26 protein-coding genes are annotated in these 25,824 nt (G+C 71.6%); 11 read left to right on the top strand and 15 right to left on the bottom strand.

What is annotated here, in order from left to right:
* Window positions 1-5: 5 nt before the first annotated feature.
* Window positions 6-419: a phosphoribosyl-AMP cyclohydrolase gene (gene hisI / locus QOM21_RS27140; protein ID WP_407553627.1), complete on the bottom strand. Its 414-nt coding sequence runs from the start codon at window positions 417-419 to the stop codon at window positions 6-8.
* Window positions 420-443: 24 nt separating this feature from the next.
* Here hisI and QOM21_RS27135 point away from each other — a divergent pair, with 24 nt between their 5' ends.
* Window positions 444-581, top strand: coding sequence for a hypothetical protein (locus QOM21_RS27135; protein WP_393892326.1), 138 nt, complete (start codon window positions 444-446; stop codon window positions 579-581).
* Between the two features lie 93 nt (window positions 582-674).
* Complete coding sequence (locus tag QOM21_RS27130) at window positions 675-1,307, top strand: TIGR03085 family metal-binding protein (RefSeq protein ID WP_407553626.1); 633 nt, start codon at window positions 675-677, stop codon at window positions 1,305-1,307.
* Between the two features lie 107 nt (window positions 1,308-1,414).
* Here QOM21_RS27130 and QOM21_RS27125 read toward each other — a convergent pair whose 3' ends face one another.
* Window positions 1,415-2,311 carry a LysR family transcriptional regulator gene (locus tag QOM21_RS27125; protein WP_407553625.1) on the bottom strand — a complete coding sequence of 299 codons (897 nt, stop codon included), beginning with the start codon at window positions 2,309-2,311 and terminating at the stop codon, window positions 1,415-1,417.
* A 95-nt stretch (window positions 2,312-2,406) separates the two neighbouring features.
* On the opposite strand from QOM21_RS27125, the gene QOM21_RS27120 reads away from it, so the two are divergent.
* The 3 genes from QOM21_RS27120 to QOM21_RS27110 are packed head-to-tail and all read left to right on the top strand — an operon-like array spanning window position 2,407 to window position 5,886.
* Complete coding sequence (locus tag QOM21_RS27120) at window positions 2,407-3,132, top strand: succinate dehydrogenase (RefSeq protein WP_407553624.1); 726 nt, start codon at window positions 2,407-2,409, stop codon at window positions 3,130-3,132.
* A gap of 1 nt (window position 3,133) precedes the next feature.
* Window positions 3,134-5,083 carry a fumarate reductase/succinate dehydrogenase flavoprotein subunit gene (locus QOM21_RS27115; RefSeq protein ID WP_407553623.1) on the top strand — a complete coding sequence of 650 codons (1,950 nt, stop codon included), beginning with the start codon at window positions 3,134-3,136 and terminating at the stop codon, window positions 5,081-5,083.
* A gap of 59 nt (window positions 5,084-5,142) precedes the next feature.
* Window positions 5,143-5,886 carry a succinate dehydrogenase/fumarate reductase iron-sulfur subunit gene (locus tag QOM21_RS27110; protein ID WP_407555842.1) on the top strand — a complete coding sequence of 248 codons (744 nt, stop codon included), beginning with the start codon at window positions 5,143-5,145 and terminating at the stop codon, window positions 5,884-5,886.
* 119 nt (window positions 5,887-6,005) lie between these two features.
* On the opposite strand, the gene hisF is transcribed toward QOM21_RS27110, so the two are convergent.
* The 8 genes from hisF to hisD form a co-directional block, all read right to left on the bottom strand.
* Window positions 6,006-6,761, bottom strand: a complete 756-nt coding sequence (gene hisF / locus QOM21_RS27105) for an imidazole glycerol phosphate synthase subunit HisF (RefSeq protein WP_398556180.1) — start codon at window positions 6,759-6,761, stop codon at window positions 6,006-6,008.
* The gene (locus tag QOM21_RS27100) at window positions 6,758-7,162 is read right to left on the bottom strand and encodes a RidA family protein (RefSeq protein ID WP_407553622.1); all 405 of its coding nucleotides are present in this window, start codon (window positions 7,160-7,162) and stop codon (window positions 6,758-6,760) included. Before QOM21_RS27100 ends, hisF begins: the two co-directional genes overlap by 4 nt.
* A gap of 24 nt (window positions 7,163-7,186) precedes the next feature.
* On the bottom strand, window positions 7,187-7,918 hold the full coding sequence (gene priA, locus QOM21_RS27095; RefSeq protein ID WP_407553621.1) for a bifunctional 1-(5-phosphoribosyl)-5-((5-phosphoribosylamino)methylideneamino)imidazole-4-carboxamide isomerase/phosphoribosylanthranilate isomerase PriA: 732 nt from the start codon (window positions 7,916-7,918) through the stop codon (window positions 7,187-7,189).
* Entirely contained in the window at window positions 7,918-8,565 is a 648-nt protein-coding gene (gene hisH / locus QOM21_RS27090; RefSeq protein WP_407553620.1) for an imidazole glycerol phosphate synthase subunit HisH, read from the bottom strand. Before hisH ends, priA begins: the two co-directional genes overlap by 1 nt.
* Complete coding sequence (locus QOM21_RS27085) at window positions 8,556-8,720, bottom strand: hypothetical protein (RefSeq protein WP_407553619.1); 165 nt, start codon at window positions 8,718-8,720, stop codon at window positions 8,556-8,558. Before QOM21_RS27085 ends, hisH begins: the two co-directional genes overlap by 10 nt.
* Window positions 8,717-9,310, bottom strand: coding sequence for an imidazoleglycerol-phosphate dehydratase HisB (gene hisB, locus QOM21_RS27080; RefSeq protein WP_407553618.1), 594 nt, complete (start codon window positions 9,308-9,310; stop codon window positions 8,717-8,719). Before hisB ends, QOM21_RS27085 begins: the two co-directional genes overlap by 4 nt.
* A 112-nt stretch (window positions 9,311-9,422) precedes the next feature.
* Complete coding sequence (locus QOM21_RS27075; RefSeq protein WP_407553617.1) at window positions 9,423-10,571, bottom strand: histidinol-phosphate transaminase; 1,149 nt, start codon at window positions 10,569-10,571, stop codon at window positions 9,423-9,425.
* A complete protein-coding gene (gene hisD, locus QOM21_RS27070) occupies window positions 10,568-11,890 on the bottom strand; it encodes a histidinol dehydrogenase (RefSeq protein ID WP_407553616.1) in 1,323 nt (440 codons plus the stop codon). Before hisD ends, QOM21_RS27075 begins: the two co-directional genes overlap by 4 nt.
* 276 nt (window positions 11,891-12,166) lie before the next feature.
* Here hisD and QOM21_RS27065 point away from each other — a divergent pair, with 276 nt between their 5' ends.
* The 3 genes from QOM21_RS27065 (at window position 12,167) to ybaK (ending at window position 15,117) form a co-directional block, all read left to right on the top strand.
* A complete protein-coding gene (locus QOM21_RS27065) occupies window positions 12,167-13,768 on the top strand; it encodes an oxidoreductase (protein WP_407553615.1) in 1,602 nt (533 codons plus the stop codon).
* A 69-nt stretch (window positions 13,769-13,837) separates the two neighbouring features.
* Window positions 13,838-14,584, top strand: a complete 747-nt coding sequence (locus QOM21_RS27060; RefSeq protein WP_407553614.1) for an LON peptidase substrate-binding domain-containing protein — start codon at window positions 13,838-13,840, stop codon at window positions 14,582-14,584.
* Window positions 14,585-14,601: 17 nt separating this feature from the next.
* Window positions 14,602-15,117 carry a Cys-tRNA(Pro) deacylase gene (gene ybaK / locus QOM21_RS27055; protein ID WP_407553613.1) on the top strand — a complete coding sequence of 172 codons (516 nt, stop codon included), beginning with the start codon at window positions 14,602-14,604 and terminating at the stop codon, window positions 15,115-15,117.
* A gap of 66 nt (window positions 15,118-15,183) precedes the next feature.
* On the opposite strand, the gene QOM21_RS27050 is transcribed toward ybaK, so the two are convergent.
* The 4 genes from QOM21_RS27050 to QOM21_RS27035 all read right to left on the bottom strand — a co-directional run bounded on the left by QOM21_RS27050 (window position 15,184) and on the right by QOM21_RS27035 (window position 19,260).
* Window positions 15,184-15,879 carry an ABC transporter permease gene (locus tag QOM21_RS27050; RefSeq protein WP_407553612.1) on the bottom strand — a complete coding sequence of 232 codons (696 nt, stop codon included), beginning with the start codon at window positions 15,877-15,879 and terminating at the stop codon, window positions 15,184-15,186.
* Window positions 15,880-15,947: 68 nt separating this feature from the next.
* Window positions 15,948-16,778: an ABC transporter permease gene (locus QOM21_RS27045; RefSeq protein WP_407555840.1), complete on the bottom strand. Its 831-nt coding sequence runs from the start codon at window positions 16,776-16,778 to the stop codon at window positions 15,948-15,950.
* A gap of 73 nt (window positions 16,779-16,851) precedes the next feature.
* On the bottom strand, window positions 16,852-17,823 hold the full coding sequence (locus QOM21_RS27040) for an ABC transporter ATP-binding protein (protein WP_407555839.1): 972 nt from the start codon (window positions 17,821-17,823) through the stop codon (window positions 16,852-16,854).
* 132 nt (window positions 17,824-17,955) lie between these two features.
* Window positions 17,956-19,260, bottom strand: a complete 1,305-nt coding sequence (locus tag QOM21_RS27035) for an NYN domain-containing protein (RefSeq protein ID WP_407553611.1) — start codon at window positions 19,258-19,260, stop codon at window positions 17,956-17,958.
* A 272-nt stretch (window positions 19,261-19,532) separates the two neighbouring features.
* Here QOM21_RS27035 and QOM21_RS27030 point away from each other — a divergent pair, with 272 nt between their 5' ends.
* Complete coding sequence (locus QOM21_RS27030) at window positions 19,533-19,706, top strand: hypothetical protein (protein ID WP_398556169.1); 174 nt, start codon at window positions 19,533-19,535, stop codon at window positions 19,704-19,706.
* A 100-nt stretch (window positions 19,707-19,806) separates the two neighbouring features.
* On the opposite strand, the gene dnaE is transcribed toward QOM21_RS27030, so the two are convergent.
* Window positions 19,807-23,349: a DNA polymerase III subunit alpha gene (gene dnaE / locus QOM21_RS27025; RefSeq protein ID WP_407553610.1), complete on the bottom strand. Its 3,543-nt coding sequence runs from the start codon at window positions 23,347-23,349 to the stop codon at window positions 19,807-19,809.
* A gap of 291 nt (window positions 23,350-23,640) precedes the next feature.
* Here dnaE and QOM21_RS27020 point away from each other — a divergent pair, with 291 nt between their 5' ends.
* Window positions 23,641-24,999, top strand: a complete 1,359-nt coding sequence (locus QOM21_RS27020) for a DUF2252 domain-containing protein (RefSeq protein ID WP_407553609.1) — start codon at window positions 23,641-23,643, stop codon at window positions 24,997-24,999.
* 112 nt (window positions 25,000-25,111) lie between these two features.
* Window positions 25,112-25,771, top strand: a complete 660-nt coding sequence (locus QOM21_RS27015) for a hypothetical protein (RefSeq protein ID WP_407553608.1) — start codon at window positions 25,112-25,114, stop codon at window positions 25,769-25,771.
* Window positions 25,772-25,824 lie beyond the last annotated feature (53 nt).

Genomic DNA, 25,824 nt, shown 5'->3' with positions numbered 1-25,824 from the left:
GGAGCCTACTGGTCCGTGGGAGAGGCGAGGGTCAGCACATCCGCGTCGAAGCAGGTGCGGTCGCCGGTGTGGCAGGCGGCTCCGACCTGGTCGACCTTGACCAGAACGGTGTCGGCGTCGCAGTCCAGGGCGACGGACTTGACGTGCTGGAAGTGGCCCGAGGTGTCGCCCTTGACCCAGTACTCCTGGCGGCTGCGCGACCAGTACGTGCAGCGGCCGGTGGTGAGCGTGCGGCGCAGTGCCTCGTCGTCCATCCAGCCGAGCATCAGCACCTCGCCGGTGTCGTACTGCTGGGCGATGGCGGGGACGAGGCCGTCGGCGCCGTGCTTGAGGCGGGCGGCGACGGCGGGGTCCAGGGTGGGGGCGGGCGAGGACGGGGCGGGGTCCTGCCCGGCGGCACGGCTGCTCATGGTGTCCATTGTGCCGTGCGGCATCCTGCTGACATGCATCAGCAGCAGCCGCCCCGCCCGCCACCGCCGCAGGAGCCGGACCCGGACCGCGCCGGCCGGGTCGCGGTGATCGTGCTGGGCTCGGTGTTCGCGGCCGCGGTGGTGGTGAGCGTGGTGCTGTGGTTGCGGTGAGCGGCGGGGTTCCGGTGCGCGGCCCCGGGGGACGCGCACCCCGGTGCGCGCGGTGCCGTGGCAGTGCCGGGGGGCCGGTCGTAGGCTGACCGTATGTCGACCCATGCGAAGCGTGAACGACTCCTTTTCGCCGACCTGTTGGAGAGCGCAGGTCCCGACGCGCCGACTCTGTGCAAGGGCTGGACGACGCGGGAACTGGCCGCGCATCTGGTGGTGCGCGAGCGGCGGGCCGACGCGGCCGGCGGGATCCTCGTCAAGCCGCTGGCCGCGCGGCTGGAGCGGGTGCAGGCCGAGTTCGCGGCCAAGCCGTACGAGGAGCTGATCCAGCTGATCAGGACGGGGCCGCCGCGGCTGTCGCCGTTCGCCCTGAAGCAGATCGACGAGGCGTCCAACACCGTCGAGTTCTACGTCCACGCCGAGGACGTGCGGCGGGCGCAGCCGGACTGGGCCCCGCGGGAACTGGACCCGGTCTTCTCGGACGCCCTGTGGACCCGGATCGAGCGGTTGTCCCGGGTGCTGGGGCGCAAGTCTCCGGTCGGGCTGGTGCTGCGGCGGCCGGACGGGCGGACCGCGGTGGCTCATCGGGGTACTCCGGTGGTCACGGTCGTCGGGGAGCCCGGTGAGCTGACGATGTTCACCTTCGGCCGGCAGGCGGTGGCCGATGTGGAGCTGGACGGCGACAAGGACGCGGTGGCACGGGTGAGGCAGGCCGAACTCGGGCTGTGACCGCGGCCCGGCTCGTGGCCGTGGCCTGCCGGTGCGGGGCCCCGATTGCGCACCCGCGCTGTCGGGGATGTCCGTACCCATAGCCGCGGCCGGGCGCTTCCGTCAGGTCAGGACAGGCCCGTGTCCAGGTGCTCCATCAGGATGCGTTCCAGTTCGCGCGCGGCCCGGGGCGGGGAGACGTCGCCGCGGTGGGCCACGGAGACCACGCGGTGCATGCCGGGGGTCGCGAAGCGGGTGACCCGCAGGCCGGAGCGCTCGGCGACCATGCTGGGCACCACGGCGACGCCCAGCCCTGCCCGGACGAAGCCGAGGACGGCGTCCATCTCGCCGCCCTCCACGGTGAAGGTCGGCTCGAAACCGGCCGCGCGGCACGCCGCGGTGGTGAATTCCCGCAGGTCGTAGCCGCGCCGGAACATGGCGAGCGGACGTCCGCGCAGGTCCTCGACGCGGATGCGGGTCCTGCGGCCCTCGGGCGCCGGGCGGTCGGGGGCCGAGACCACGACGAGTTCTTCGCGCAGCAGCTCCGAGGTGGCCAGGGCGGGCGCCTGGCCGGGCAGCGGGGTGATGATCAGGGCCAGGTCCAGTTCGCCGTCGGCGAGTGCGCGGACGAGGTCCTGGGAGCCGTCCTCGGTGACGATCAGGTCCACCCCGGGGTAGGTGGCGTGGAAGGACCGCAGGACGTCGGGGACCAGGCTCGCGCAGAGGCTGGGCGGGGCGCCGAGGCGCAGTCGCCCGCGGCGTAGCTGGGCGACCTCCTGGACCTCGCGGCGTGCCGTCTCGGCGTCGGCCAGGATGCGGCGCGCGAGCGGGAGCAGGGTCTCCCCGGCATCGGTGAGGGTGATGTGGCCGCGGGCGCGGTGGAACAGCTCGGCGCCCAACTCCCGCTCCAGGGAACGGATCTGCTGGGAAAGGGAGGGCTGCGCCACGTGTTCGCGCTCGGCGGCGCGGGTGAAATGGCGGGTGTCGGCCACCGCGGTGAAATAGCGGAGCTGTTGCAGCTGCATGGGGGTCATCGTAAGCGTCAATAGGCTGGGCCTATGGAGATGAGCTGTTCCATGTCTTGGACTGATCGGGGTAACCGTCCCTACCGTCGGGACCCATGGCACTGGACACGCGGACGGATCGACGGCCGTCCTTCGCCGGCCTCCTGTGGGGCTCGACCGTCGGCAAGAAGACGGCCATGGCCGTCAGCGGCATCGTGATGCTGCTGTATCTGGTCGTCCACATGCTGGGCAACCTCAAGATCTTCTTCGGGACGGTGGACTTCAACGGCTACGCGGCCTGGCTGCGCACCATCGGCGAGCCGTTTCTGCACCACGAGTGGTTCCTGTGGATCGCCCGGATCGTGCTGGTCGCCGCGGTGGTGACACACGCCGTGGCCGCCTACCGGCTCAGCCGGCGCGACATCGCGGCCCGGCCGGTGAAGTACGCCCGCCCCGCCGCCGGACAGCGGAGCAAGCGGCGCCGGGCGAGCTACGCCACCCGCACCATGCGCTGGGGCGGCGTCATCCTGGGCCTGTTCATCGTCTGGCACATCCTGGACCTGACGACGCTGACGGTGAATCCGCGCGCCGAGGCCGGCCACCCGTACGAGAACGTCGTGGCGACCTTCTCGACCTGGTACGGCAACACCGTCTACATCGTGGCGATGCTGGCCCTGGGGCTGCACGTCCGGCACGGCTTCTGGAGCGCGGCGCAGACGCTCGGCGCCGGGAGCGCCGCCCGTGACCGGGTGCTCAGGACGACCGCCACTGTTCTCGCGCTGCTGCTGACGGCGGGCTTCGTCTCCGTGCCCGTCGCCGTCATGACCGGATGGGTGAGCTGACGTGACCGCATACACCGACTACGCGACCGGCGCCCCGATCGCCGACACCAAGGCCCCGCAGGGCCCGATCGCCGAGCGCTGGGACACCCGCCGCTTCGAGGCGAAGCTGGTCAACCCCGCCAACCGGCGCAAGCACACCGTGATCGTCGTGGGCACCGGCCTCGCGGGCGGCGCCGCCGGCGCCACGCTCGCCGAACAGGGCTACCACGTCGTGCAGTTCTGCTACCAGGACTCACCGCGCCGGGCCCACTCCATCGCCGCGCAGGGCGGGATCAACGCCGCGAAGAACTACCGCAACGACGGCGACTCCGTCCACCGCCTCTTCTACGACACCGTCAAGGGCGGCGACTTCCGCGCCCGCGAGTCGAACGTGCACCGGCTGGCGCAGGTCTCGGTGGAGATCATCGACCAGTGCGTGGCGCAGGGCGTGCCGTTCGCCCGCGAGTACGGCGGGCTGCTCGACACCCGCTCGTTCGGAGGCGTCCAGGTCTCCCGGACCTTCTACGCCCGCGGCCAGACGGGGCAGCAGCTGCTGCTCGGCGCCTACCAGGCGCTGTCGCGGCAGATCGCGGCGGGCACCGTGGAGATGCACTCCCGCACCGAGATGCTGGACCTGATCGTGGTGGACGGGCGGGCCCGCGGCATCGTCGCCCGCGACCTGATCACCGGGAAGATCGACACCTACTTCGCCGACGCGGTGGTACTGGCCTCCGGCGGCTACGGCAACGTCTTCTACCTCTCCACCAACGCCATGAACTCCAACGCGACCGCCGTCTGGCGGGCGCACCGGCGCGGCGCCTACTTCGCCAACCCCTGCTTCACCCAGATCCACCCCACCTGCATCCCGCGCACCGGCGACCACCAGTCCAAGCTGACGCTGATGAGCGAGTCGCTGCGCAACGACGGCCGCATCTGGGTGCCGAAGGCCCGGGGTGACGCGCGGTCGCCGAAGGACATTCCCGAGGACGAGCGCGACTACTACCTGGAGCGCATCTACCCGGCCTTCGGCAACCTCGTCCCGCGCGACATCGCCTCCCGGGCCGCGAAGAACGTGTGCGACGAGGGGCGCGGGGTCGGCCCCGGCGGCCAAGGCGTCTATCTCGACTTCGCCGACGCCATCGCCCGGATGGGCCGCAAGGCCGTCGAGGCGAAGTACGGCAACCTCTTCGACATGTACGCCCGGATCACCGACGAGGACCCCTACGAGGTCCCGATGCGGATCTATCCGGCCGTGCACTACACGATGGGCGGCCTCTGGGTCGACTACGACCTCCAGACCTCCGTCCCGGGCCTGTTCGCCATCGGTGAGGCCAACTTCTCCGACCACGGCGCCAACCGCCTCGGCGCCTCCGCCCTGATGCAGGGACTGGCCGACGGCTACTTCGTGCTGCCGTCCACCATCAACGACTACCTCGCCCGCAATCCGCACGAGGACGGGATCGACGGCGGCCACCCGGAGGCGGTGGCGACCGTGCGGCGTACCGAGGAGCGGCTCGCCGCGCTGCTGGCGGTGGACGGGGACCGGACGCCGGACTCCTTCCACCGCGAGATCGGCGAACTCATGTGGGAGTACTGCGGGATGGCCCGTACCGACGAGGGTCTGCGCAAGGCGCTGGACCGGATCCCGCAGATCCGCGAGGAGTTCTGGCGCCGCATCAAGGTCCCCGGCACCGGTGCGGAGTTCAACCAGTCGCTGGAGAAGGCCAACCGCGTCGTCGACTACCTCGAACTCGCCGAGCTGATGTGCCTCGACGCGCTGCACCGGGCCGAGTCCTGCGGCGGTCACTTCCGCGAGGAGTCGCAGACCCCCGACGGTGAGGCCGCCCGCCGCGACGAGGCGTTCTCCTACGCCGCGGCCTGGGAGTTCACCGCCACCGGCGACGCCCCCACCCTCCACAAGGAAGACCTCGTCTTCGCATACGTCCACCCCACTCAGCGGAGCTACGCATGACCGCCTCTTCCCCGGGGACGCGGCGCCCGACGGCGGCCACGCCGCAGGCCGCCGCCCCGATGTCCCTCACCCTGCGCGTCTGGCGCCAGAAGAACGCCGCCGCCGACGGCACGATGTCCACGTACGAGGTCGAGGGCATCTCCCCGGACATGTCCTTCCTGGAGATGCTCGACACCCTCAACGAGTCGCTGATCCTGGCCGGTGACGACCCGGTCGCCTTCGACCACGACTGCCGCGAGGGCATCTGCGGCGCCTGCAGCCTCGTCATCAACGGCGACGCCCACGGGCCTGAGCGGACCACCACCTGCCAGCTGCACATGCGGTCCTTCTCCGACGGCGACACCATCGACATCGAGCCCTGGCGCGCCTCGGCGTTCCCGGTCGTCAAGGACCTCGTCGTCGACCGGTCCGCCTTCGACCGGATCATCCAGTCCGGCGGCTACATCACCGCCCCGACCGGAGCCGCCCCCGAGGCGCACGCCACCGCCGTCCCCAAGCCGGCCGCCGACGCCGCCTTCGAGCACGCCGAGTGCATCGGCTGCGGCGCCTGTGTGGCGGCCTGCCCCAACGGCTCGGCGATGCTGTTCACCTCGGCGAAGGTCAACCATCTCAACGTCCTGCCGCAGGGCTCTCCCGAGCGCGGGTCCCGCGTCCTGGACATGGTCGGCCAGATGGACGACGAGGGCTTCGGCGGCTGCACCCTCACCGGCGAGTGCGCCACGGCCTGCCCCAAGGGCATCCCGCTGTTCAGTATCACCAAGATGAACCGCGAGTTCGTCCGGGCGGCCCGCAAGCGGCAGTGACGGGCGCGTGAGGGGCATCGGCCCCCGCGGAACGAACTGGAGGCACCCCCGGCAGTGCGGGGGTGCCTCCAGGTGTTCATGGTGGGCGGGCCGCGGCACCCGCCCGTGCCGGGTGACCGTTACCGCACCGGGTGGCCGGCCTCGCGGAGCGTGTCCTTGACCTGGCCGATGCGCAGATCGCCGAAGTGGAAGACGGACGCGGCCAGGACGGCGTCGGCGCCCGCGGCCACCGCCGGGGCGAAGTGGTCGAGGCGGCCCGCACCGCCCGAGGCGATGACGGGGACGGTGACGTGCTTGCGTACCGCCTCGATCATCTCGATGTCGTAGCCGTCCTTGGTGCCGTCGGCGTCCATGGAGTTCAGCAGGATCTCGCCGGCGCCCAACTCGGCGGCGCGGTGCGCCCATTCCACGGCGTCGATGCCGGCGGAGCGGCGGCCGCCGTGCGTGGTGACCTCGAAGGAGCCGGTGTCGGTGCGGCGGGCGTCCACCGACAGCACCAGGACCTGGCTGCCGAAGCGTTCGGCGATCTCCCGGATCAGCTCGGGCCGGGCGATCGCGGCGGTGTTGACGCCCACCTTGTCGGCACCCGCCCGCAGCAGCTTGTCGACGTCCTCCGCCGTGCGGACCCCGCCGCCCACGGTGAGCGGGATGAAGACCTGCTCCGCGGTGCGGCGGACGACGTCGTAGGTGGTCTCGCGGTTGCCGGAGGAGGCCGTGATGTCCAGGAAGGTCAGCTCGTCGGCGCCCTCCTCGCCGTAGATCTTGGCCATCTCCACGGGGTCGCCGGCGTCGCGGAGGTTCTGGAAGTTCACGCCCTTGACGACCCGGCCGTTGTCCACGTCCAGGCAGGGGATGACACGGACCGCCAGGGTCATTGGTCAGGCTCCTCGGGGGTTTCTCGGAAGGCTTCGAGTTCTACTTCGACCAGCACGCGGGAGTCGACGAACCCGGAGACCACGACCAGGGTCGCGGCGGGCGGGTGGTCGGCGAAGACTTCCCGGTGGGCGCGGCCGACGGCGTCCACATCGCGTGCGTGGGTGAGATACAGGCGGGTGCGCAGCACGTCGTCGACGCCCAGCCCGAAGGGGGTGAGCGCCGTCAGCGCGTTGGTGAGGGCGACCCTGGTCTGCTCGTAGGGGTCGCCCTCACCGTGCAGGACGCCGTCGACCAGGGGCATGGTGCCGGCGACCAGGACCCGGTCACCGGCCGCCACCGCGCGCGCGAAGCCGATGGCCTCTTCCCAGGGACTGCCGGTCCGTACGCGCTCGATGGTCATCACGCCGCCTTTCGGTCACACCGCTTACGACACTGCCGCCAAGGCCTCTTCCAGCGTGAACGCCTTCGCATAGAGCGCCTTGCCGACGATCGCGCCTTCGACACCTTCCGGTACCAGGGTCGCAAGCGCCCGCAGATCGTCAAGCGAGGAGACGCCACCGGAGGCGACGACGGGCCGGTCGGTGGCCGCACAGACGTTCTTGAGCAGCTCCAGGTTGGGGCCCTGGAGGGTGCCGTCCTTGTTGATGTCGGTGACGACGTAGCGGGCGCAGCCCTCGGAGTCCAGGCGGGCCAGCGTCTCGTAGAGGTCGCCGCCGTCCCGGGTCCAGCCGCGGCCGCGCAGCGTCGTACCGCGCACGTCGAGGCCGACGGCGATCTGGTCGCCGTGCTCGGCGATGACCTTGGCGACCCACTCGGGGGCCTCCAGGGCGGCGGTGCCCAGGTTGACGCGGCGGCAGCCGGTGGCGAGCGCCGCGGCCAGCGAGGCGTCGTCGCGGATACCGCCGGACAGCTCGACCTTGATGTCCATCGAGCGGGCGACCTCGGCGATCTGCGCGCGGTTGTCGCCGGTGCCGAAGGCCGCGTCGAGGTCGACGAGGTGCAGCCATTCGGCGCCGGCCTGCTGCCAGGCGAGGGCGGCCTGGAGCGGGTCGCCGTAGGAGGTCTCGGAGCCGGACTCGCCGTGGACGAGGCGGACGGCCTGGCCGTCACGGACATCGACGGCGGGGAGCAGTTCGAGCTTCGACGCGTTCGGCATTACAGGGTCTCGATCCAATTGGTCAGGAGCTGGGCACCGGCGTCGCCGGACTTCTCGGGGTGGAACTGGGTGGCCCACAGCGGGCCGTTCTCGACCGCGGACACGAACGGGGCGCCGTGCGTGGTCCAGGTGACCTTGGGGGCGGCGATGTGCGGGTTGCCCGTCTCCAGCTCCCAGTCGTTCACCGCGTAGGAGTGCACGAAGTAGTACCGGGCGTCGCGGTCCAGGCCGGCGAAGAGCTGGGAGCCCTCCGCGGCCTCGACGGTGTTCCAGCCCATGTGCGGGACGACATCGGCCTTGAGCGGGCCGACCGTGCCGGGCCACTCGTCCAGGCCCTCGGCCTCCACGCCGTGCTCGATGCCGCGCCCGAAGAGGATCTGCATACCGACGCAGATGCCCATGACGGGGCGGCCGCCGGACAGCCGCCGGCCGACGATCCAGTCGCCGCGGGCGTCCTTCAGGCCCCGCATGCAGGCGGCGAACGCGCCGACGCCGGGGACCAGCAGGCCGTCGGCGTTCATCGCGCGGTCGTAGTCCCGGGTGATCTCCACCTCGGCGCCGACGTGTGCCAGGGCGCGCTCGGCGGAGCGGACGTTACCGAAGCCGTAGTCGAAGACGACGACCTTCTTGGGGGCGGTCAATTCCACACCTCCAGCCGCATGACACCCGCCACCAGGCACAGCGCGGAGCCGATGGCGAGCAGGGTGATCACGCCCTTGGGCAGCTGCTGCTTCCAGAAGGAGTAGACGCCGCCGAGCAGGAAGAGACCGACGAGGATGAAGACGGTCGACAGTCCGTTCACAGGGCGCCCTTGGTCGAGGGGAGGATCCCGGCGGCGCGGGGGTCGCGCTCGCTGGCGTAGCGCAGGGCGCGGGCCAGGGCCTTGAACTGGCACTCCACGATGTGGTGGGCGTTGCGGCCGTACGGGACGTGGATGTGCAGGGCGATCTGGGCCTGCGCGACGAAGGACTCGAAGATGTGCCGGGTCATCGTCGTGTCGTAGCTGCCGATCATCGGCGCGATCGACTCGGGCTCGGTGTGCACCAGGTACGGGCGGCCGGAGAGGTCGACGGTGACCTGGGCGAGCGACTCGTCCAGGGGGACGGTGCAGTTGCCGAAGCGGTAGATGCCGACCTTGTCCCCGAGGGCCTGCTTGAAGGCGGCGCCCAGGGCGAGGGCGGTGTCCTCGATGGTGTGGTGGGTGTCGATGTGCAGGTCGCCGTCGGTCTTGACCTTGAGGTCGAAGAGGCCGTGCCGGCCGAGCTGGTCGAGCATGTGGTCGTAGAAGCCGACACCAGTCGACACATCGACCTGGCCGGTGCCGTCGAGATCGATCTCGACGAGGACCGAGGTCTCCTTGGTGGTGCGCTCCACGCGTCCGACGCGGGTCATCGCGATACTCCTGGTTCGTGCTGGCGGTACGGGTCCGACGCGCGGTGACCGCGGACTCGGCTGGGGGTCCGGGGAGCGTGCCCCGGAAGCTGCGGTACGTCTGCCGTGCGGCTCATCGCCCGTGCTCCTTGAGGACCGCGCGCACGGCGTCGAGGAACGCGTCGTTCTCGGCCGGGGTGCCGGCGCTGACGCGCAGCCAGCCGGGCACGCCGTTGTCCCGGACCAGCACGCCGTGGTCGAGGATGGCCTGCCAGGTGGCGTGCGAGTCCTCGAAGAGGCCGAACTGCACGAAGTTGGCGTCGGAGTCGACGACCTCGCAGCCGGCCGCGCGCAGCTCCGTGACCAGGCGGTCGCGTTCGGTCTTGAGCTGCTCGACGTACTTCAGGAGCGTGTCGGTGTGCTCCAGGGCGGCGAGCGCGGTGGCCTGGGTGACGGACGAGAGGTGGTACGGCAGCCGGACGAGCTGGACGGCGTCGACCACGGCGGCGTCGGCGGCGAGGTAGCCCAGCCGGAGCCCGGCGGCGCCGAACGCCTTGGACATGGTCCGGGAGACGACCAGGTTCGGCCGGCCCTCGATCAGCGACAGCAGCGACGGGCGGTGGCTGAACTCGCCGTACGCCTCGTCGATCACGACCAGTGCCCCGGCGCTGTCGGCCTTGGCCGCCTGGGCCGCGTCGTACAGCGCGAGAACGGTGTCGGCGTCGACCGCGGTGCCGGTGGGGTTGTTCGGCGAGCAGATGAAGACCACGTCGGGCCGGTGCTCGGCGATCTCGGCGCGGGCCGCGGCGACATCGATGGTGAAGTCGTCGTTGCGTGCGCCGGCGATCCAGCCGGTGCCCGTGCCGCGCGAGATCAGGCCGTGCATGGAGTACGACGGCTCGAAGCCGAGGGCGGTGCGGCCCGGTCCCCCGAAGGTCTGCAGCAGCTGCTGGATGACCTCGTTGGAGCCGTTGGCGGCCCAGACCTGGTCGGCGCAGACCGCGTGGCCCGCGGTGCGGGTGAGGTACGCGGCCAGCTCGGTGCGCAGCTCGACGGCGTCCCGGTCGGGGTAGCGGTTGAGTTCGCGGGCGGCTTCGGTGACCCGCTCGGCGATCCGCCGTACCAGCGGCTCGGGCAGCGGGTAGGGGTTCTCGTTGGTGTTCAGGCGTACGGGGACGTCCAGCTGCGGGGCGCCGTAGGGCGACTTTCCGCGCAGCTCGTCGCGGATGGGCAGCGCGTCGATGCGGGACGAGGAGGGGGTGCGGGTCACGTGCCTGCTCACTTGCTCTGCGGAACCTTCCAGTCGAACCTGGCCTTCAGCGCGGCGCCGTGGGCCGGGAGGTCCTCGGCCTCGGCGAGGGTCACCACATGGTGGGCGACCTCCGCGAGCGCGTCGCGGGAGTAGTCCACGACGTGGATGCCGCGCAGGAACGACTGCACGGACAGGCCCGAGGAGTGGCAGGCGCAGCCGCCGGTGGGCAGGACGTGGTTGGAGCCGGCGCAGTAGTCGCCGAGGGAGACCGGGGCGTAGGGGCCGACGAAGATCGCGCCGGCGTTGCGGACCCGGGCGGCGACGGCGGAGGCGTCGGCGGTCTGGATCTCCAGGTGCTCGGCGCCGTAGGCGTCGACGACCTTCAGGCCGGCGTCGAGGCCGTCGACGAGGACGATCGCGGACTGCTGCCCGGCCAGCGCCTCGGTGATCCGCTCGGTGTGCTTGGTGGCCTCGACCTGCTCCTTGAGCTCGGCCTCCACGGCCTCGGCGAGCTCGGCCGAGTCGGTGACCAGGACGGCCGCGGCGAGGGTGTCGTGCTCGGCCTGGCTGATCAGGTCAGCGGCGACGTGGCCCGGGTCGGCGGTGGCGTCCGCGAGGACGGCGATCTCGGTGGGGCCGGCCTCGGCGTCGATGCCGATGCGGCCCTTGAGCAGGCGCTTGGCGGAGGCGACGAAGATGTTGCCGGGGCCCGTGACGAGATTGACCGGCAGGCATTCCTCGGTGCCGTAGGCGAACATCGCGATGGCCTGGGCGCCGCCGGCGGCATAGACCTCGTCGACGCCGAGCAGGGCGCAGGCGGCGAGGATGGTCGGGTGCGGCAGGCCGGCGAACGCCTTCTGCGGCGGGGAGGTGACGGCGATGCCCTCGACGCCGGCTTCCTGGGCCGGGACGACGTTCATCACGACGGACGAGGGATAGACCGCCAGGCCGCCGGGGACGTACAGCCCGACCCGCTCGACCGGCACCCAGCGCTCGGTGACCGTGCCGCCGGGGACGACCTTGGTGGTGGTGTCCGTACGGCGCTGTTCGCGGTGGACGATGCGGGCGCGCCGGATGGACTCCTCCAGGGCGGCCCGGACGGCCGGGTCGAGTTCCTGGAGGGCGCGGTCGAGGGCCTCGGCCGGCACCCGCACCCGCTCGATGTCGACGCCGTCGAACCGCCGCGCATAATCGATCAGCGCCGCGGTGCCACGATGGCGTACGTCCTCGCAGATGGGCCGCACCTTCTCCAGGGCGGCTTCCACGTCGAACTCGGCACGGGGCAGCAGGTCGCGCAGGGCGCCGCCCTCGGGGAGGGCGTCACCGCGCAGATCGATTCGGGAGATCACCCTCCCAGTGTCTCAGACCCGATCTCGCGCCCGACCGGGCGTATCACTCAGTGATACACAGCCACACACGTCCTGGACACGCGCCGGGACCGGCCGCGCGAAGTTGACCGGAGTTGGCCCTGACCACGCGTGTTCAAGCAGTCACGGGCGGGGCAAGGGCCCCGTACGGGCGTACGGGAGCACCTGTGGCACGGGTGTGGACCGTGCACGACGGACGTGACCACCGCCGTGCGGACCGGAAAACAGCGAAACAAGGCGAAACAAGGGGGACCCACTGTGACCGAGCCCGGGGACGGCGACGCGCCCGCCGACCTGCAGCTGACATCGGCGGAATGGAGCATGTGGCAGGCCTTTCGCAACGGCAGCACCTGCGATCTGCACATCGGCGACCCGGCCAGGGACGACCCGCACGGGCAGCACCTGTGGGGACCGGAGCGCCGGGTGCGGGCCCGGGTCGTGGCGCTGCTGCTGCTGGACGGGCCGAGCCCGCAGCCGGGCCGGGTCTCCGCGCTCAAGCTGACCGGCGCGTACATCACGGACACTCTCGACCTTGCGGGCGGCACGATCAAGCCATTCGTGGAGCTGCGGGACTGCCGCTTCGAGGCCGAGGTGGTGCTGCCCGAGAGCAGGTTCACCACGCTGCGGCTGGTCAACTGCGCGATACCCCGCGTGGAGGCCGCCCGGCTGCACACCGAGGGCGATCTGCATCTGCCGCGCTGCGTGGTGCACTCCGGCATCCGTCTCACCGACGCGCACATCGGCACCGACCTGCTGCTGAACCAGACCGTGGTGCACAAGGACCGGCAGGGCCGCTCGATCATGGCGGACGGCATGACCGTCGCCCAGGACCTGCAGGCCGAGATGATGGAGTCGTACGGCGAGCTGTCGCTGCGCGGCGCCACCATCGGCGTGTCGCTGAGCCTGCGCGGCAGCCGGCTGAGCAACCCCTTCGGCCGCCGCGCGCTGAACGCCCCCCAGCTGACCGTCGAGCGCACCGTCTACCTGACCGCCGCCGGGCTGGCGAACTCCCCGTTCTCCAGCAACGCCACGCCCCCCTACGGCGTCACCAACACCCCTTCGCGCGGCACCCGCATGCAGCGCTTCGAGTGCGAGGGCGGTATGCGGCTCGACGACGGCCGGTTCGGCGACGCGCTCGACCTGGAGCACGCCCGCTTCCTCATGGAGTCCGACCAGGAGCTGTCGCTGCGCCGGATCCAGACCCCTGAGCTGCGGTTCCTCTGTGAGCGCCCGCAGCGCGGCCGGGTGATCCTCTCGGGCGCCCGGGTCGTCAACCTGGTCGACAAGTCGGCGAGCTGGCCGGGCCTGGGCGGGCTGTGGATGGCCGGCTTCGCCTACGAGACGCTGATCCCGCGCGGTCACTTCCCGCTCCAGCTGCGGGTGCAGTGGGTGTCCGCGGCGACCCCCGAGTACGCGCCGGAGCCGTACGAGATGCTGGCCACCGCCCTGCGCAGCAGCGGCGAGGACGCCGACGCCCGGGAGGTGCTGCTGGCCAAGCAGCGGCGCCGCCGGGAGACGCTTCCGCTGGCGGCGAAGGCGTGGGGCTTCCTGCAGGACTGGACGGTGGCGTACGGCTACCGGCCGGGGCGGGCCGCGGTCTGGATGGCCATCCTGTGGGCGATCGGCACGATCTACTTCAGCCAGTCGCCCCCGCCCCCGCTCAAGCCGGGCGAGGCGCCGCCGTGGAACCCGTTCCTGTACTCGCTCGACCTGCTGCTGCCGGTGATCGACCTCTATCAGGGCGCCGCCTGGAAACCGGACGGCGGTGCGCAGTGGGCGGCGGCGATCCTGATCCTCGCCGGCTGGGTGCTGGCCACGACGGTCGCGGCGGGCGCGTCGCGGTTGTTGCGGCGGCAGTAGTGGTGAACGCGCATTTCGGCGCCTCCCCGCAGGCAGAACTTCCGACCTACTCCTCTAGGCTTACCGACTGTGACCTCCGTGCGCCTGCCGCTCTTCCCGTTGAACTCGGTGCTCTTCCCGGGGCTCGTGCTCCCGCTGAACATCTTCGAGGCGCGGTACCGGGCGATGATGCGCGACCTGAGCGCGCTGCCCGAGGACGACCGCCGCTTCGGCGTGGTGGCGATCCGCGACGGCCGCGAGGTCGCGGCCACCGCCCAGGGCATGCCGGACGCGACCCTGCCCGCCGCGGAAGGTCCCGCCGCGGGCTTCGGGGACGAGCCGATGAAGGCGTTCCACACCGTGGGCTGTATCGCGGACGCGGCGACCATCCGGGAGAAGTCGACGGATGACGACACCGGCTACGAAGTGCTCGCCACCGGCACCACCCGCTTCCGGCTGGTGTCGGTGGATGCTTCCGGCCCGTATCTGACCGGCGAGATGGAAGAGCTGGACGAGGAGGAGGGCGACAGCGCGGGCGCGCTCGCCTCCGGCGTCGTCCGGGCGTTTCGGACCTATCAGAAGCGGCTGGCCTGGGCGAACGAGCGGACCCTGTCCAGCGGCCAGGACCTGCCGGCCGACCCGTCCGTGCTGTCGTACCTCGTCGCGGCCGCGGCGGTGCTCGACGTGCCCGCCAAGCAGCGGCTGCTCCAGGCACCGGACACCGCGACGCGGCTGGCGCAGGAGCTGAAACTGCTTCGTCAGGAGTCGGCGCTGCTCGGTAAGCTCCCGTCGCTGCCGGCCGTGGATCTGACCCGGCAGCCGACCAGTCCCAACTGACGCAAGGCGAACCGGCGTTGTCGAAGAAGTCGAAGCAGAGCCGGAAGGCACCGCAGTCCGGCGGCGGTACGCCCGCGACGGTCGCGCTCACCGCGTCCGGCGTCCCGTTCACGGTGCACTCCTACGCGCACGACCCGGCCGCACCGTCGTACGGCGAGGAGGCGGCGACAGCCCTCGGCGTCGCGCCCGACCAGGTGTTCAAGACCCTGCTCGCGGAGGTGGACGGGGCGCTCACGGTCGCGGTGGTGCCGGTGTCCGGCTCCCTGGACCTCAAGTCGCTGGCGGCCGCGGTGGGCGGCAAACGGGCGGTGATGGCCGATCCGGCGGCGGCCGAACGCAGCACCGGCTACGTCCTCGGCGGGATCTCCCCGCTGGGCCAGCGCAAACGGCTGCCCACGGTCCTCGACGCCTCGGCCGAGGGGCGCCGAACGATCTGCGTCTCCGCGGGCCGGCGCGGCCTGGAGGTCGAGCTGTCCCCCGCCGACCTGGCGGCTCTCACCGGCGCCCGGATCGCGCGGATCGCCCGCGGCTGACCCCGGCGGCGGCCGCCACTCCTCGGAGGGACGACCGCGTGGGCGTCCGGCCTGCCGCCTCTGCCGTCAGCCGGCCGGCGGCTGCTGCCGTTGGTGACCGGACCAGTCCGGCTCCGGCGGCTCCCCGGGCTCCGGGTCGCGCGGCCCGAACAGTCCGGTCAGCAGCAGCTGCCCGAGCATCGCCGCGATGGGCCACGCCAGCAGCGCGCCCTTGGCCTGGAGCCGCAGCGGTCCGTAGAAGGTGACGCCCGGACCGACCTGCTTGGCGTGCGCGGCGACGTCCGGGCCGGGGCCCAGCCACATACCCATGACCCAGCCGGCCAGCGCGCCCAGCAGCCCGCCCACGACCAGCGCCACCACCAGCGGAATCCCGCCGCGCCTGCGGACGAGGAACACCACGGCCGCGCTGACCAGGCCGAAGGCCAGCGACAGCAGGACGAACGTGCCGTCCGCGCCGATCGCCTCCTCGCCCTCGGTGTTCTTGAGGTAGACGTTCCGGGTGTCCGCGATCAGCGGGACCTTCGGCGCCAGCCAGGCCCACAGCACGCCGAGCAGCACACCGCTCACCGCGACGACGAGCGCGATCAGGGCCGCCTCACGCAGCTCGCGGGCGAATTCGGGGCCGCCGAGGCCCCCGTGGTCCCCGTCGGGGCCGTGCGCCCCCGGGTCGGCGGTGGCGCCGTGGACCCCGGCAGGCGTGGCCGTGGGGTGGTGCGGCTCTTCGGGCGGTTGGTTGTCGCGTGGCGTCAGCGGTGCGGTCACCCTGTCATCGTGCCAGGTCGGCGTCGTGCGGTCGGCAGAGGGACGTCCCGGCCCGCCCGTGGCGCCGCTCACCGGGCCGCCGCCCGGCGGTACGCCCAGGTCGCGACGGCCAGCGAGAGCACCCCGACGGCCGCGCAGACGCCCAGGTCGGCGCAGACCACCAGCCAGTCCGGATGCGCGTCGAAGCTGCGGGTCAGCGCCTCGACCCCGTACGTCGAGGGCAGCAGGTCGCGGGCGTAGCCGATCACCGCGGGCAGCCGCCCGGCGGGCAGCACGCCCAGCAGCAACGCGGCCGACATGCCCAGCTGGCCGCAGAGGGTGGCGAGTTCCTGGCGCGGCGCGAGCAGTCCGAGGGCCGCGCCGAGGCCGGCCAGGGCGGCGCCGGACAGCGGGATGACGGCGACCAGGACCCAGAGGTTGGCCATCGGCAGCTGGAAGAGCACACAGCCCGTGACGGCGGTGACCACCGTGCCCGGCACGGTGAACGAGGCGTACGCGGCGGCCGCACCGAGCACCACGGCGGCGGGCGGCACCGGCAGCGTCGCGTAGTGGTCCAGGCCGCCGCCGGCCCGCAGCTGGCCGAAGTACTGCGCCAGCAGGTTGAGCGCCACGAAGGCCACGACCAGCACGCTGGAGCCGGACACCACGGCCCGCGCCTCGTCGCCGCCGTCGACGACGCCGCGCATCAGCACCATGATGCCGACGGACTGGAAGGTGGCGACGAAGAGCAGGGGGATACGCGCGACCCTGGCCCGGGAGAGCTGGGCGCGGTAGACGGCGGCGAGTGCGGGCAGCAGGCGGGCGCGGGGCGCCAGCGGGGCGGCCGGGGCGCCCTCGGGCCATGCCCCGGCGTCGGGGGCTGCCGCCCCGTCCCCGGTCACCGCCTGCGCGGGAACCACACTCACGCCTTCACCCCAGACTTCCTCGTCATGTCCCGCGTACGCCTCGGCCCGTCTCCGGGCCCGACCTGCCTCACGCCTTGACCAGTCCCTCCGCGCGCCCGCCGAGGGCCAGGTAGACATCTTCCAGGCTGGGCGTCGCGAGCGTGAAGTCGTCGAGGGCGGCGAACGCCGGTCCCGCGGTGACCGTCGCCACGGCGGCGCGGGCCCGGTCGGCGGGCAGCCGCAGGGTCCAGCGGCGGCCGGAGACATGCGCGGAGGTGTGCAGGCCGGCGATCTCGGGGACGTGCAGCGGAGGCTGGTCGCGCCACACCAGTTCCAGCCGGACCTCCTCCCCCACCATGTCCTTCAGCCCGCCGGGCGTGTCGCAGGCGATGACGCGTCCCCGGTCGATCACCGCGACCCGGTCCAGCACGCTCTCGGCCTCCAGCACGTTGTGCGTCACCAGCACCACGGTGGCGCCCCGCTCGCCGCGGCGCCGGTCCACCGCGGCCCACACCGCGCGCCGCGCGACCGGGTCCATGCCGGTGGTCGGCTCGTCCAGCACCAGCAGGGGCCGCTCGCCGATCAGGACGGTGGCGAAGCACGCCAGCCGGCGCTGTCCGCCGGACAGCTTCTTCAGCGGCCGCCCGGCGATGTCGGCGAGACCCAGTTCGTCGACCACGGCGTCCCGCTCCGCCCGCGCCTCGCGTACGCCGAGGCCGCGCAGCCGGCCGGTGGTCTCGACGGCCAGCGCGACCGTCAGCTCGTCCAGCGCGGTGGACTCCTGGCCGAGGTAGCCGAGCAGCCTGGAGGCCCTCTCGGGATGGCGCACCAGGTCGTGGCCCAGTACCGAGACGCTGCCGGAGTCCGGCCGCAGCAGTCCCGTCAGCTGACGGACCAGGGTGGACTTCCCGGCTCCGTTGGGGCCGAGCAGCCCGAAGATCTCGCCGCGGTGTACGTCCAGGGTGATGCCGTCACTGGCCCGTACGGCAGGCGCCTGCGCCGCGCCGCGGCGCCCGCGCGTCGCGGGGTACGTCTTGACCAGGTCCCGCACGGCGCACACCGTCCCGCCGTGCTCCACCTGTTTTGCGCCCGTCCTCACGAGCTATGAGGGTACGCGCCCTCGGGCCGCCCCCGGCCCGCGGGGCTCCACGGGCCGGACGCGACGGGGGCACGGGGTCCGGGCGGCGGGCCGTCAGCTGCCGGCCGGTGCGTGCTCCGCGGCCGTGCGCAGATCCACCTCGCGCCAGAACCCGGCCCGGATCGCATAGCGGTCGTGTTCGTCGATCTGGTCGTCCTTGTGGGCGAGCAGCCCGAACCTGGCGGCGTAGCGCAGCAGTTCGCCGTCGATACGGTGCGGAATGCGCGGGTACTCCGTGGAGAGCTGCTGCAGATGCGCCGCGTCGGAGAGCCGTTCGGTCCAGCGGCGGGCGAAGACCTGGCCGACCTCGAAGGGGTCGCCGCTGACCGCGGTGATGTCCTCCTCGCGGTCGGCCCAGCGCTGCTCGGCGCTGGTCAGCAGGGCCAGGGTCGGCAGGGACGCCGTCTCGGACGGCTCGCCCACCGGACCGCCGCCGCGTTCGACCCACCCTTTGTCGGAGGACCAGCGCAGGGTGGCGCCGGCGGCCGGCGCCTGCTGGGCGCCGTTCTGCGGGGCGGCCGGGCCCTGGCCGGCGGCGTGGGCGCGGCCCAGCCCGGCGAGATCCTTGGGGGTGGGGACGACCTTGGTGCCCGCACCCGGCTCCCGGTCGGCATCCGCGTCGCCGTCGGCGCCGGGCGCGGCGGCGTCGTGGGAGCCGTTGTGTTCGTGGGGGCGCTCGGCGCCGTCCGATCCGGTGGCCGAGGCGGCGGCCGCCGCGGCCGCCGCGACCGCGGACTCCGGCAGCGGTGCGGAGAGGATCGCCGCGATCTCCGGGCGGGGCACCGGCGGCGGCGCGCAGGGCCCGCCGAATTCCTTGGCCCGCACCGCGCGGGTGATCCACGCCCGGTCGAGCACCCGCCGCTCGTCGGCCTCGGCGACGAGATCCTCCGACTGGTTGTAGTCGCCGTCGGCGGCCTGCACGGCCCAGAGGTGGACCGCGACGCCGTGCTCCTTGGCCGACATCAGGCCGGGGAGCAGATCGCCGTCGCCGGTGACCAGCACGATGTCGGAGCAGGCGCGGTTGCGGGCGAGTTCGGTCAGCTCGGCGTGCATCGCGGCGTCCACGCCCTTCTGCGCCCAGCGCCCGTCGCTGCGGGTCAGAGCGCCGAGCCGGACGGTGACCCGCGGCATGACGCGCAGCCGGCGGTGCTCGGGCTGGGGGACGCGGTCGGGGGCGCCGTCGAACCAGTAGATGCGCAGCAGCGGCTGTTCGGTGTCGCCTTCCGCGCGCTGGCGCAGCCCCTGGATGAGGGCGGCGTGATCGACGGTGATCCGGGACCGGGCGGGCTCTCCGGCGAGCAGACTCGCCGCGGCGCCGAGCAAATATCCGGCGTCCACCAGGACGACGCAGCGATCCACGTTCCACCCTCTTCCCTGAGGTGCTGAAGTCCGGTCGCCCCCCGGCTCGGCCTGTGGCACGAGTTTCCTTCGGCTTGCCTTCGAGTCTGCCCGACCGTACGGGGGTTATCTGCCCGAACTCGATCATCGGCGTGGCGGATTCGGCGGGGTGTCAGGGCTCAGGTCGCGAGCACCCCTGTCACGCAGGGTAATTGTCCGAAATGCAGCCTTCTGTCCGGCGTGTAAGTCTGGTCCCGGCCCCGATCCCAGGATCCCCCTCAGGAGGCACGGCCATGGCCAAGAGCAAGAAGGACCGAAGTAAGCAGCAGAAAGCCAGCCAGGCCGAGCGCGGCCACGAGCAGGCACAGAAGTCGGCCATCGAGGCCATCTCGCAGCCGCAGCAGCCGGCACAGGGCAGCCCGGCAGACGTCGCCCGGCGGCATCAGCGCCGCTTCGGCCACAACTGACGTGTTGCAGACATGAGTTGAGGGGCGCGCCCGCAGTGGGCGCGCCCCTCGGGCATGCGGTGGTGACCGATCAGGGCGTCCCCGCCCCGGCCCCGCGGCCTCAGCCCGCCAGGCAGGACGGGCCGAGCAGCACCTTCAGATCGCCGAACAGCGACGGGTCGGGTGTGACGCGGTGGCGGTCGAGCCGCAGCACCGTAGTCTTCCGCGCCCCCTGCAGCTTGATCCGCACCTCCGTGGAGCCGCGGTGGCTGCTGAGCACCTCACCGAGCTTCTCGACCATCGGCGGGGTGACCTTGACCGTCGGGATGGTGATCGTCACGGGAGCGTTGGTGCCCGCCTCCGAGAGGTCGGGAACCATCATCTCCATGGCGACCAGCCGCGGGATGTCCTCGCGCTTGTCGAGCCGGCCCTTGACGAACACCACGGTGTCCTCGACGAGTTGGGTCGAGACCAGCTGGTAGGTGGCCGGGAAGAACATGCAGTCGATGGAGCCGGCGAGGTCCTCGACGGTGGCGATCGCCCAGGCGTTGCCCTGCTTGGTCATCTTGCGCTGCAGGCCGGAGATGATGCCGCCGATGGTGACGATCGAGCCGTCGGAGTAGTCACCGCCGGTCAGCTGGGAGATGGCCGCGTCGGCCTTGTCGCTCAGGACATGCTCCAGGCCGAAGAGCGGGTGGTCGGAGACGTACAGGCCGAGCATCTCGCGCTCCTGGGCGAGCAGGTATGCCTTGTCCCATTCGATGTCCGAGAACTCGACGTCCATCCCGAAGCCGGGGCCCTCGTCGGCGGTGTCGTCGCCCATCCCGCCGAAGAGGTCGAACTGCCCCTCGGCCTCCTTGCGCTTGACCTGCACGACGTTGTCGATCATCGGTTCGTAGTGCGCGGTCAGGCCCTTGCGGGTGTGCCCCATCTCGTCGAAGGCGCCCGCCTTGATCAGCGACTCGGTGGTGCGCTTGTTGCAGGCGGCGGCCTCGACCTTGTCGAGGTAGTCGGGGAAGGAGAGGTACTTCCCCTTCGCCTTGCGGCTGCGGATGATCGAGTCGACGACGTTCTGGCCGACGTTGCGGACCGCGGTGAGGCCGAAGAGGATCACATCGTCGCCCTGGGCGGCGAAGTTCGCCTCGGACTCGTTGACGTTGGGCGGCAGCACCTTGATGCCCATGCGGCGGCACTCGTTGAGATACACCGCCGACTTGTCCTTGTCGTCGCGCACCGAGGTGAGCAGCGCGGACATGTACTCGGCCGGGTAATTGGCCTTGAGGTAGGCGGTCCAGTAGGTGACCAGGCCGTACGCGGAGGAGTGCGCCTTGTTGAAGGCGTAGCCGGCGAAGGGGACCAGGACGTCCCACAGGGCCTGGATGGCCTGGTCGGAGAAGTTGTTCTTGCGTGCGCCCTCCTGGAAGAGCACGAAGTTCTTCGCCAGCTCCTCGGGCTTCTTCTTGCCCATCACGCGGCGGAGGATGTCGGCCTCGCCGAGGGAGTACCCGGCGATGATCTGGGCGGCCTTCTGCACCTGCTCCTGGTACACGATGAGGCCGTGGGTCAGGCCGAGGACCTCCTTGAGGGGCTCCTCCAGCTCCGGGTGGATCGGGGTGATCTCCTGGAGGCCGTTCTTGCGCAGTGCGTAGTTGGTGTGCGAGTCCATGCCCATCGGGCCCGGGCGGTACAGGGCCGATACGGCGGAAATGTCCTCGAAGTTGTCGGGCTTCATCAGCCGCAGCAGCGAGCGCATCGGGCCGCCGTCGAACTGGAAGACGCCGAGCGTGTCACCGCGGCAGAGCATTTCGTAGGTCTTGGGGTCGTCCAGCGGGATGTTGAGCATCTCCAGCTCGACGCCCTTGTTCTTCCGCACCATCTTGACGGCGTCGTCCATGATGGTGAGGTTGCGCAGGCCCAGGAAGTCCATCTTCAGCAGGCCGAGCGACTCGCACTGCGGGTAGTCCCACTGCGTGATGGTGACGTTGTCGGTGTGCCGGACCCAGACCGGGGCGTGGTCGACGATGGGCTCGCTGGACATGATCACGCCGGCCGCGTGCACACCCATCTGCCGGACCAGGCCCTCGACGCCCTTGGCGGTGTCGATGACCTTCTTCACGTCCGGTTCGTTCTCGTACATCCCCCGGATCTCGCCGGCCTCGCTGTAGCGCGGGTGCTGGGGGTCGGTGATGCCGCTGAGGTCGATGCCCTTGCCGAGGACGTCGGCGGGCATGGCCTTGGTGAGGCGGTCGCCCATCGCGTACGGGTAGCCCAGCACGCGCGCCGAGTCCTTGATGGCGTTCTTGGCCTTGATCTTGCCGTAGGTGCCGATCATGGCGACCTTGTCGGCGCCGTACTTCTCCGTGACGTACCGGATGACCTCGACGCGCCTGCGCTCGTCGAAGTCGATGTCGACATCGGGCATGGAGACGCGCTCGGGGTTGAGGAACCGCTCGAAGATCAGCCCGTGGGTGATCGGGTCGAGGTCGGTGATGCCCATGGCGTACGCGACGATCGAGCCGGCCGCGGAGCCTCGGCCCGGGCCCACCGCGATGCCGTTGTTCTTGGCCCACATGATGAAGTCCGCGACGACGAGGAAGTAGCCGGGGAACCCCATCTGGATGATGATGTCCATCTCGTACTCGGCCTGCTTCTGCCGGTCCTCGGGGACACCGCCCGGGTAGCGGCGGCCCATGCCGACCCGGACCTCCTCCTGGAACCAGGTGACCTCGGTGAAGCCCTCCGGGATGTCGAACTTCGGCATCAGGTCGCGCTTTTCGAACATCCCGGTGACGTCGATCTGATCGGCGACCAGGCGGGTGTTGGCGCAGCCCTCCTGCCAGGCGTCCGAGGAGTCGATGGCGTACATCTCGTCCGTGGACTTGAGGTAGTAGCCGGTGCCGTCGAAGCGGAAGCGGTCGGGGTCGGAGAGGTTCTTGCCGGTCTGGATGCACAGCAGCGCGTCGTGCGCCGTGGACTCGTGGGCGTAGGTGTAGTGCGAGTCGTTCGTCACCAGCGGCGGGATGCCGAGTTCCTTGCCGATCCTCAGCAGGTCGTCGCGGACCCGGCGCTCGATCTCGATGCCGTGGTCCATCAGCTCCAGGAAGTACCGGTCCTTGCCGAAGATGTCCTGGTACTCCCCCGCGGCCTTGCGGGCCTCCTCGTACTGGCCGAGCCGCAGCCGGGTCTGCAGCTCACCCGAGGGACAGCCGGTCGAGGCGATCAGGCCCTCGGACCACTGGGAGATGGTCTCCTTGTCCATCCGCGGCCACTTCGTCAGCCAGCCCTCGGCGTACGCGTCCGAGGACAGCCGGAAGAGGTTGTGCAGACCGGTCTTGTTGGCCGCCCAGATCGTCTTGTGGGTGTAACCACCGGAACCGGAGACGTCATCGCGCTTCTGGTGCGGCTGGCCCCACTGGATCTTGCGCTTGTTGCGCCGCGACTCCGGCGCCACATACGCCTCGATCCCGATGATCGGCGTCACACCGGCCTTCTGCGCGGAATGGAAGAAGTCGTAGGCGCCGTGGAGGTTGCCGTGGTCGGACATGGCGATGTGGGACATCCCCATCTCGTTGCACGCCGCGAACATGTCCTTCAGCCGCGCGGCACCGTCCAGCAGCGAGTACTGGGTGTGGACGTGCAGGTGCGTGAAGGGCGGCTTGGCCACGGCGGAAGACCTCCGGGAGACGGGTCGGCGGGCCCCTCCGGCAGCAGCCGGAGGGACGGGTGAGACGGTCTCGAAGTCTACGACTCCCCACTGACAACACAGGCGCCCCCGCATCCCCCCTCACGCCCGCCGGGCACTCGCGAGTAGCCTCGCCCGTTGTCAGTGACAGGTCGTCGTGACCGGTCCGGGTGAGCGCTCGCCGTCGCCCGGGATCGCCGGTCCGCGTCACCGCATCACGTCCTCACGACACGGACCGCCGCGTCGTCCGCGCACCTCAGGAGGCACCCAGCGATGTCGTCCCCGTACGCCCCGGCACAGGACGCCGCGCAGCGCGGCGAGGAGATCCTCGCCGTCTTCGACACCGCCTTCGGGGAGCTGCTCTCCGCGGACCCCGCGGCCTTCCGCGTGAAATTCCGCAAGATGGCCACCTCCGCCTTCGCCTTCTACCGGGGGACGGCGTGCCTGTTCTACCGCGACCTGGAGGCGGCGGGCGACGGGCGGACGGACGGCGGTGCGAGCCGCGGTCCGTATCTGGACGAGCGGACCTCCCGGGTCTGGATCCACGGTGATCTGCACGCGGAGAACTTCGGCACGTACATGGACTCCACCGGCCGGCTGATCTTCAACGTCAACGACTTCGACGAGGCCTACGTCGGCCCCTTCCTCTGGGACGTCAAGCGGTTCGCCGCCTCGGCCGCGCTGATCGGCTACGCCAAGGCGCTCAGCGACGAGCAGATCACCGACGTGGTGCGCACCTACGCCGCCGCCTACCGCGAGCGCATCCGCGCCCTGGCCACCGGCGCCAAGGACGACGAGGTGCCGCCCTTCACCCTGGACACCGCCGACGGCGCCCTGCTGGGTGCCCTGCGCGACGCCCGCTCGCTGACCCGGTTCGGGCTGCTCGACTCCATGACGGAGATCCGCGACTTCGAGCGGCGCTTCGCGCCGGGCGGCGGCAGCGTCGAGCTGGACGCGGCGACCCGCTACAAGATCCTTTCGGCCTTCGACGGCTATCTGGAGACGCTGCCGGAGTCGAGCCTGAACCGCCCGGACTCCTACCGGGTCAAGGACGTGGTGGGGCGGCGCGGCATCGGCATCGGCTCGGCCGGGCTGCCGTCGTACAACATCCTGCTGGAGGGCAACAGCGACGCCCTGGAGAACGATGTCGTCATCTACATGAAGCAGGCCCAGACCCCCGCCGTCTCCCGGCACGTCACCGACCCGGAGGCGCGCGAATACTTCCGGCACGAGGGCCACCGCACGGTCATCTCGCAGCGCGCCCTGCAGGCGCACGCCGATCCGTGGCTGGGCTGGACCGAGCTGGACGGCGCGGGGCAGCTGGTCGCCGAGATCTCGCCGTACGCGGTCGATCTGGACTGGTCGGACATCGACGACCCGGAGGAGATCGCGGCCGTGGTGGCCGACCTGGGCCGGGCGACGGCCACCATGCATGCCGCGGCGGACGACGAGAGCGGCCACTCCCTGGTGCCGTTCTCCACCGAGCGCGCCATCGACGCGGCCATCGCGGCCGACGAGGAGGGCTTCGCCGAGGTCCTGGTGGACTTCGCGCACTCCTACGGCGCCCGCGCCCGCGCCGATCACCAGATCTTCGTGGACCTCTTCCGCAACGGGCGGATCCCCGGCCTCTGACAGCGCCCCGGTGACGTCACCCCTATCTTCCGCATGGGCGGTATGGGCTGGTACGCGCCTTTTCGTCCCCTCTTAGGCGGTGCTTATCCGGGACCGTGGCACACTCGCAGGAATGGACATCTCGGCGGCACACCTGCGGGCACTGCGCGCGGCGCTCTTCACTGCGCTGTGCGTGACGCTGTCCTCGGCGTCCCACGTGCTGCTGTCCCGCATGCCGCTGCCGCTGACCACCGTCGCCGCCCTCTCGGCCGTCGTCTTCGCCCTCGCCTACGCGCTGGCGGGCCGGGAGCGCGGCTACTGGCGCATCGCTGCGCTGCTGCTCCCCCTGGAGCTGGCCGCCGACACGGTCTTCAGCCTCGGCCAGCACACCTGCTACGGACAGGGCGGCGGTCCGGTCACCGGCCCGCTGCGGTCCCTGGGCGTGGACCTGCTCTGCGGCGGTGGCGAGGTCGGCGCGCCCCTGGTGCGGCTGTCGGGGGAGCACACCTCCTCCGCCTCCACCTGGCTGCTGCTGCTCGGGGCGCATCTGCTCGTCGGCCTGCTGGCCGCCGGCTGGCTGCGCCGCGGCGAGGCCGCGCTGACGCAGACGCTGAGCGCGGTCGCGGGCTTCGCCTTCCGGCCCCTGCTGATCGCCGTCGCGGTGACCACCGGGGCGGCGGAGCCGGGCCGCCCGGCGCCCGCTCCCCTCCGGCCGGGGCCGCCGGCCCATGACCTGCCCCTGCTCGTGCACTGCGTCGTGCGCCGTGGACCGCCCTGCGCGCTCGCGGCCTGAGGCTCGGCCTCGGCCCGCGTAGGCGCCGGTCAACACGCGCGTACGCCTCCCGA

Source organism: Streptomyces sp. Pv4-95, from assembly GCF_045782725.1.
Classification (GTDB): domain Bacteria; phylum Actinomycetota; class Actinomycetes; order Streptomycetales; family Streptomycetaceae; genus Streptomyces.
This window is presented reverse-complemented; position numbering and strand designations above follow the sequence as displayed.

What these genes read in the sequence shown, in the direction of transcription:
- hisI (WP_407553627.1), bottom strand. Translation starts at nt 419, where the DNA reads ATGGACACCATGAGCAGCCGTGCCGCCGGGCAGGACCCCGCCCCGTCC.
- QOM21_RS27135 (WP_393892326.1), top strand. Translation starts at nt 444, where the DNA reads ATGCATCAGCAGCAGCCGCCCCGCCCGCCACCGCCGCAGGAGCCGGAC.
- QOM21_RS27130 (WP_407553626.1), top strand. Translation starts at nt 675, where the DNA reads ATGTCGACCCATGCGAAGCGTGAACGACTCCTTTTCGCCGACCTGTTG.
- QOM21_RS27125 (WP_407553625.1), bottom strand. Translation starts at nt 2,311, where the DNA reads ATGCAGCTGCAACAGCTCCGCTATTTCACCGCGGTGGCCGACACCCGC.
- QOM21_RS27120 (WP_407553624.1), top strand. Translation starts at nt 2,407, where the DNA reads ATGGCACTGGACACGCGGACGGATCGACGGCCGTCCTTCGCCGGCCTC.
- QOM21_RS27110 (WP_407555842.1), top strand. Translation starts at nt 5,143, where the DNA reads ATGTCCCTCACCCTGCGCGTCTGGCGCCAGAAGAACGCCGCCGCCGAC.
- hisF (WP_398556180.1), bottom strand. Translation starts at nt 6,761, where the DNA reads ATGACCCTGGCGGTCCGTGTCATCCCCTGCCTGGACGTGGACAACGGC.
- QOM21_RS27100 (WP_407553622.1), bottom strand. Translation starts at nt 7,162, where the DNA reads ATGACCATCGAGCGCGTACGGACCGGCAGTCCCTGGGAAGAGGCCATC.
- priA (WP_407553621.1), bottom strand. Translation starts at nt 7,918, where the DNA reads ATGCCGAACGCGTCGAAGCTCGAACTGCTCCCCGCCGTCGATGTCCGT.
- hisB (WP_407553618.1), bottom strand. Translation starts at nt 9,310, where the DNA reads ATGACCCGCGTCGGACGCGTGGAGCGCACCACCAAGGAGACCTCGGTC.
- QOM21_RS27030 (WP_398556169.1), top strand. Translation starts at nt 19,533, where the DNA reads ATGGCCAAGAGCAAGAAGGACCGAAGTAAGCAGCAGAAAGCCAGCCAG.
- QOM21_RS27020 (WP_407553609.1), top strand. Translation starts at nt 23,641, where the DNA reads ATGTCGTCCCCGTACGCCCCGGCACAGGACGCCGCGCAGCGCGGCGAG.
- QOM21_RS27015 (WP_407553608.1), top strand. Translation starts at nt 25,112, where the DNA reads ATGGACATCTCGGCGGCACACCTGCGGGCACTGCGCGCGGCGCTCTTC.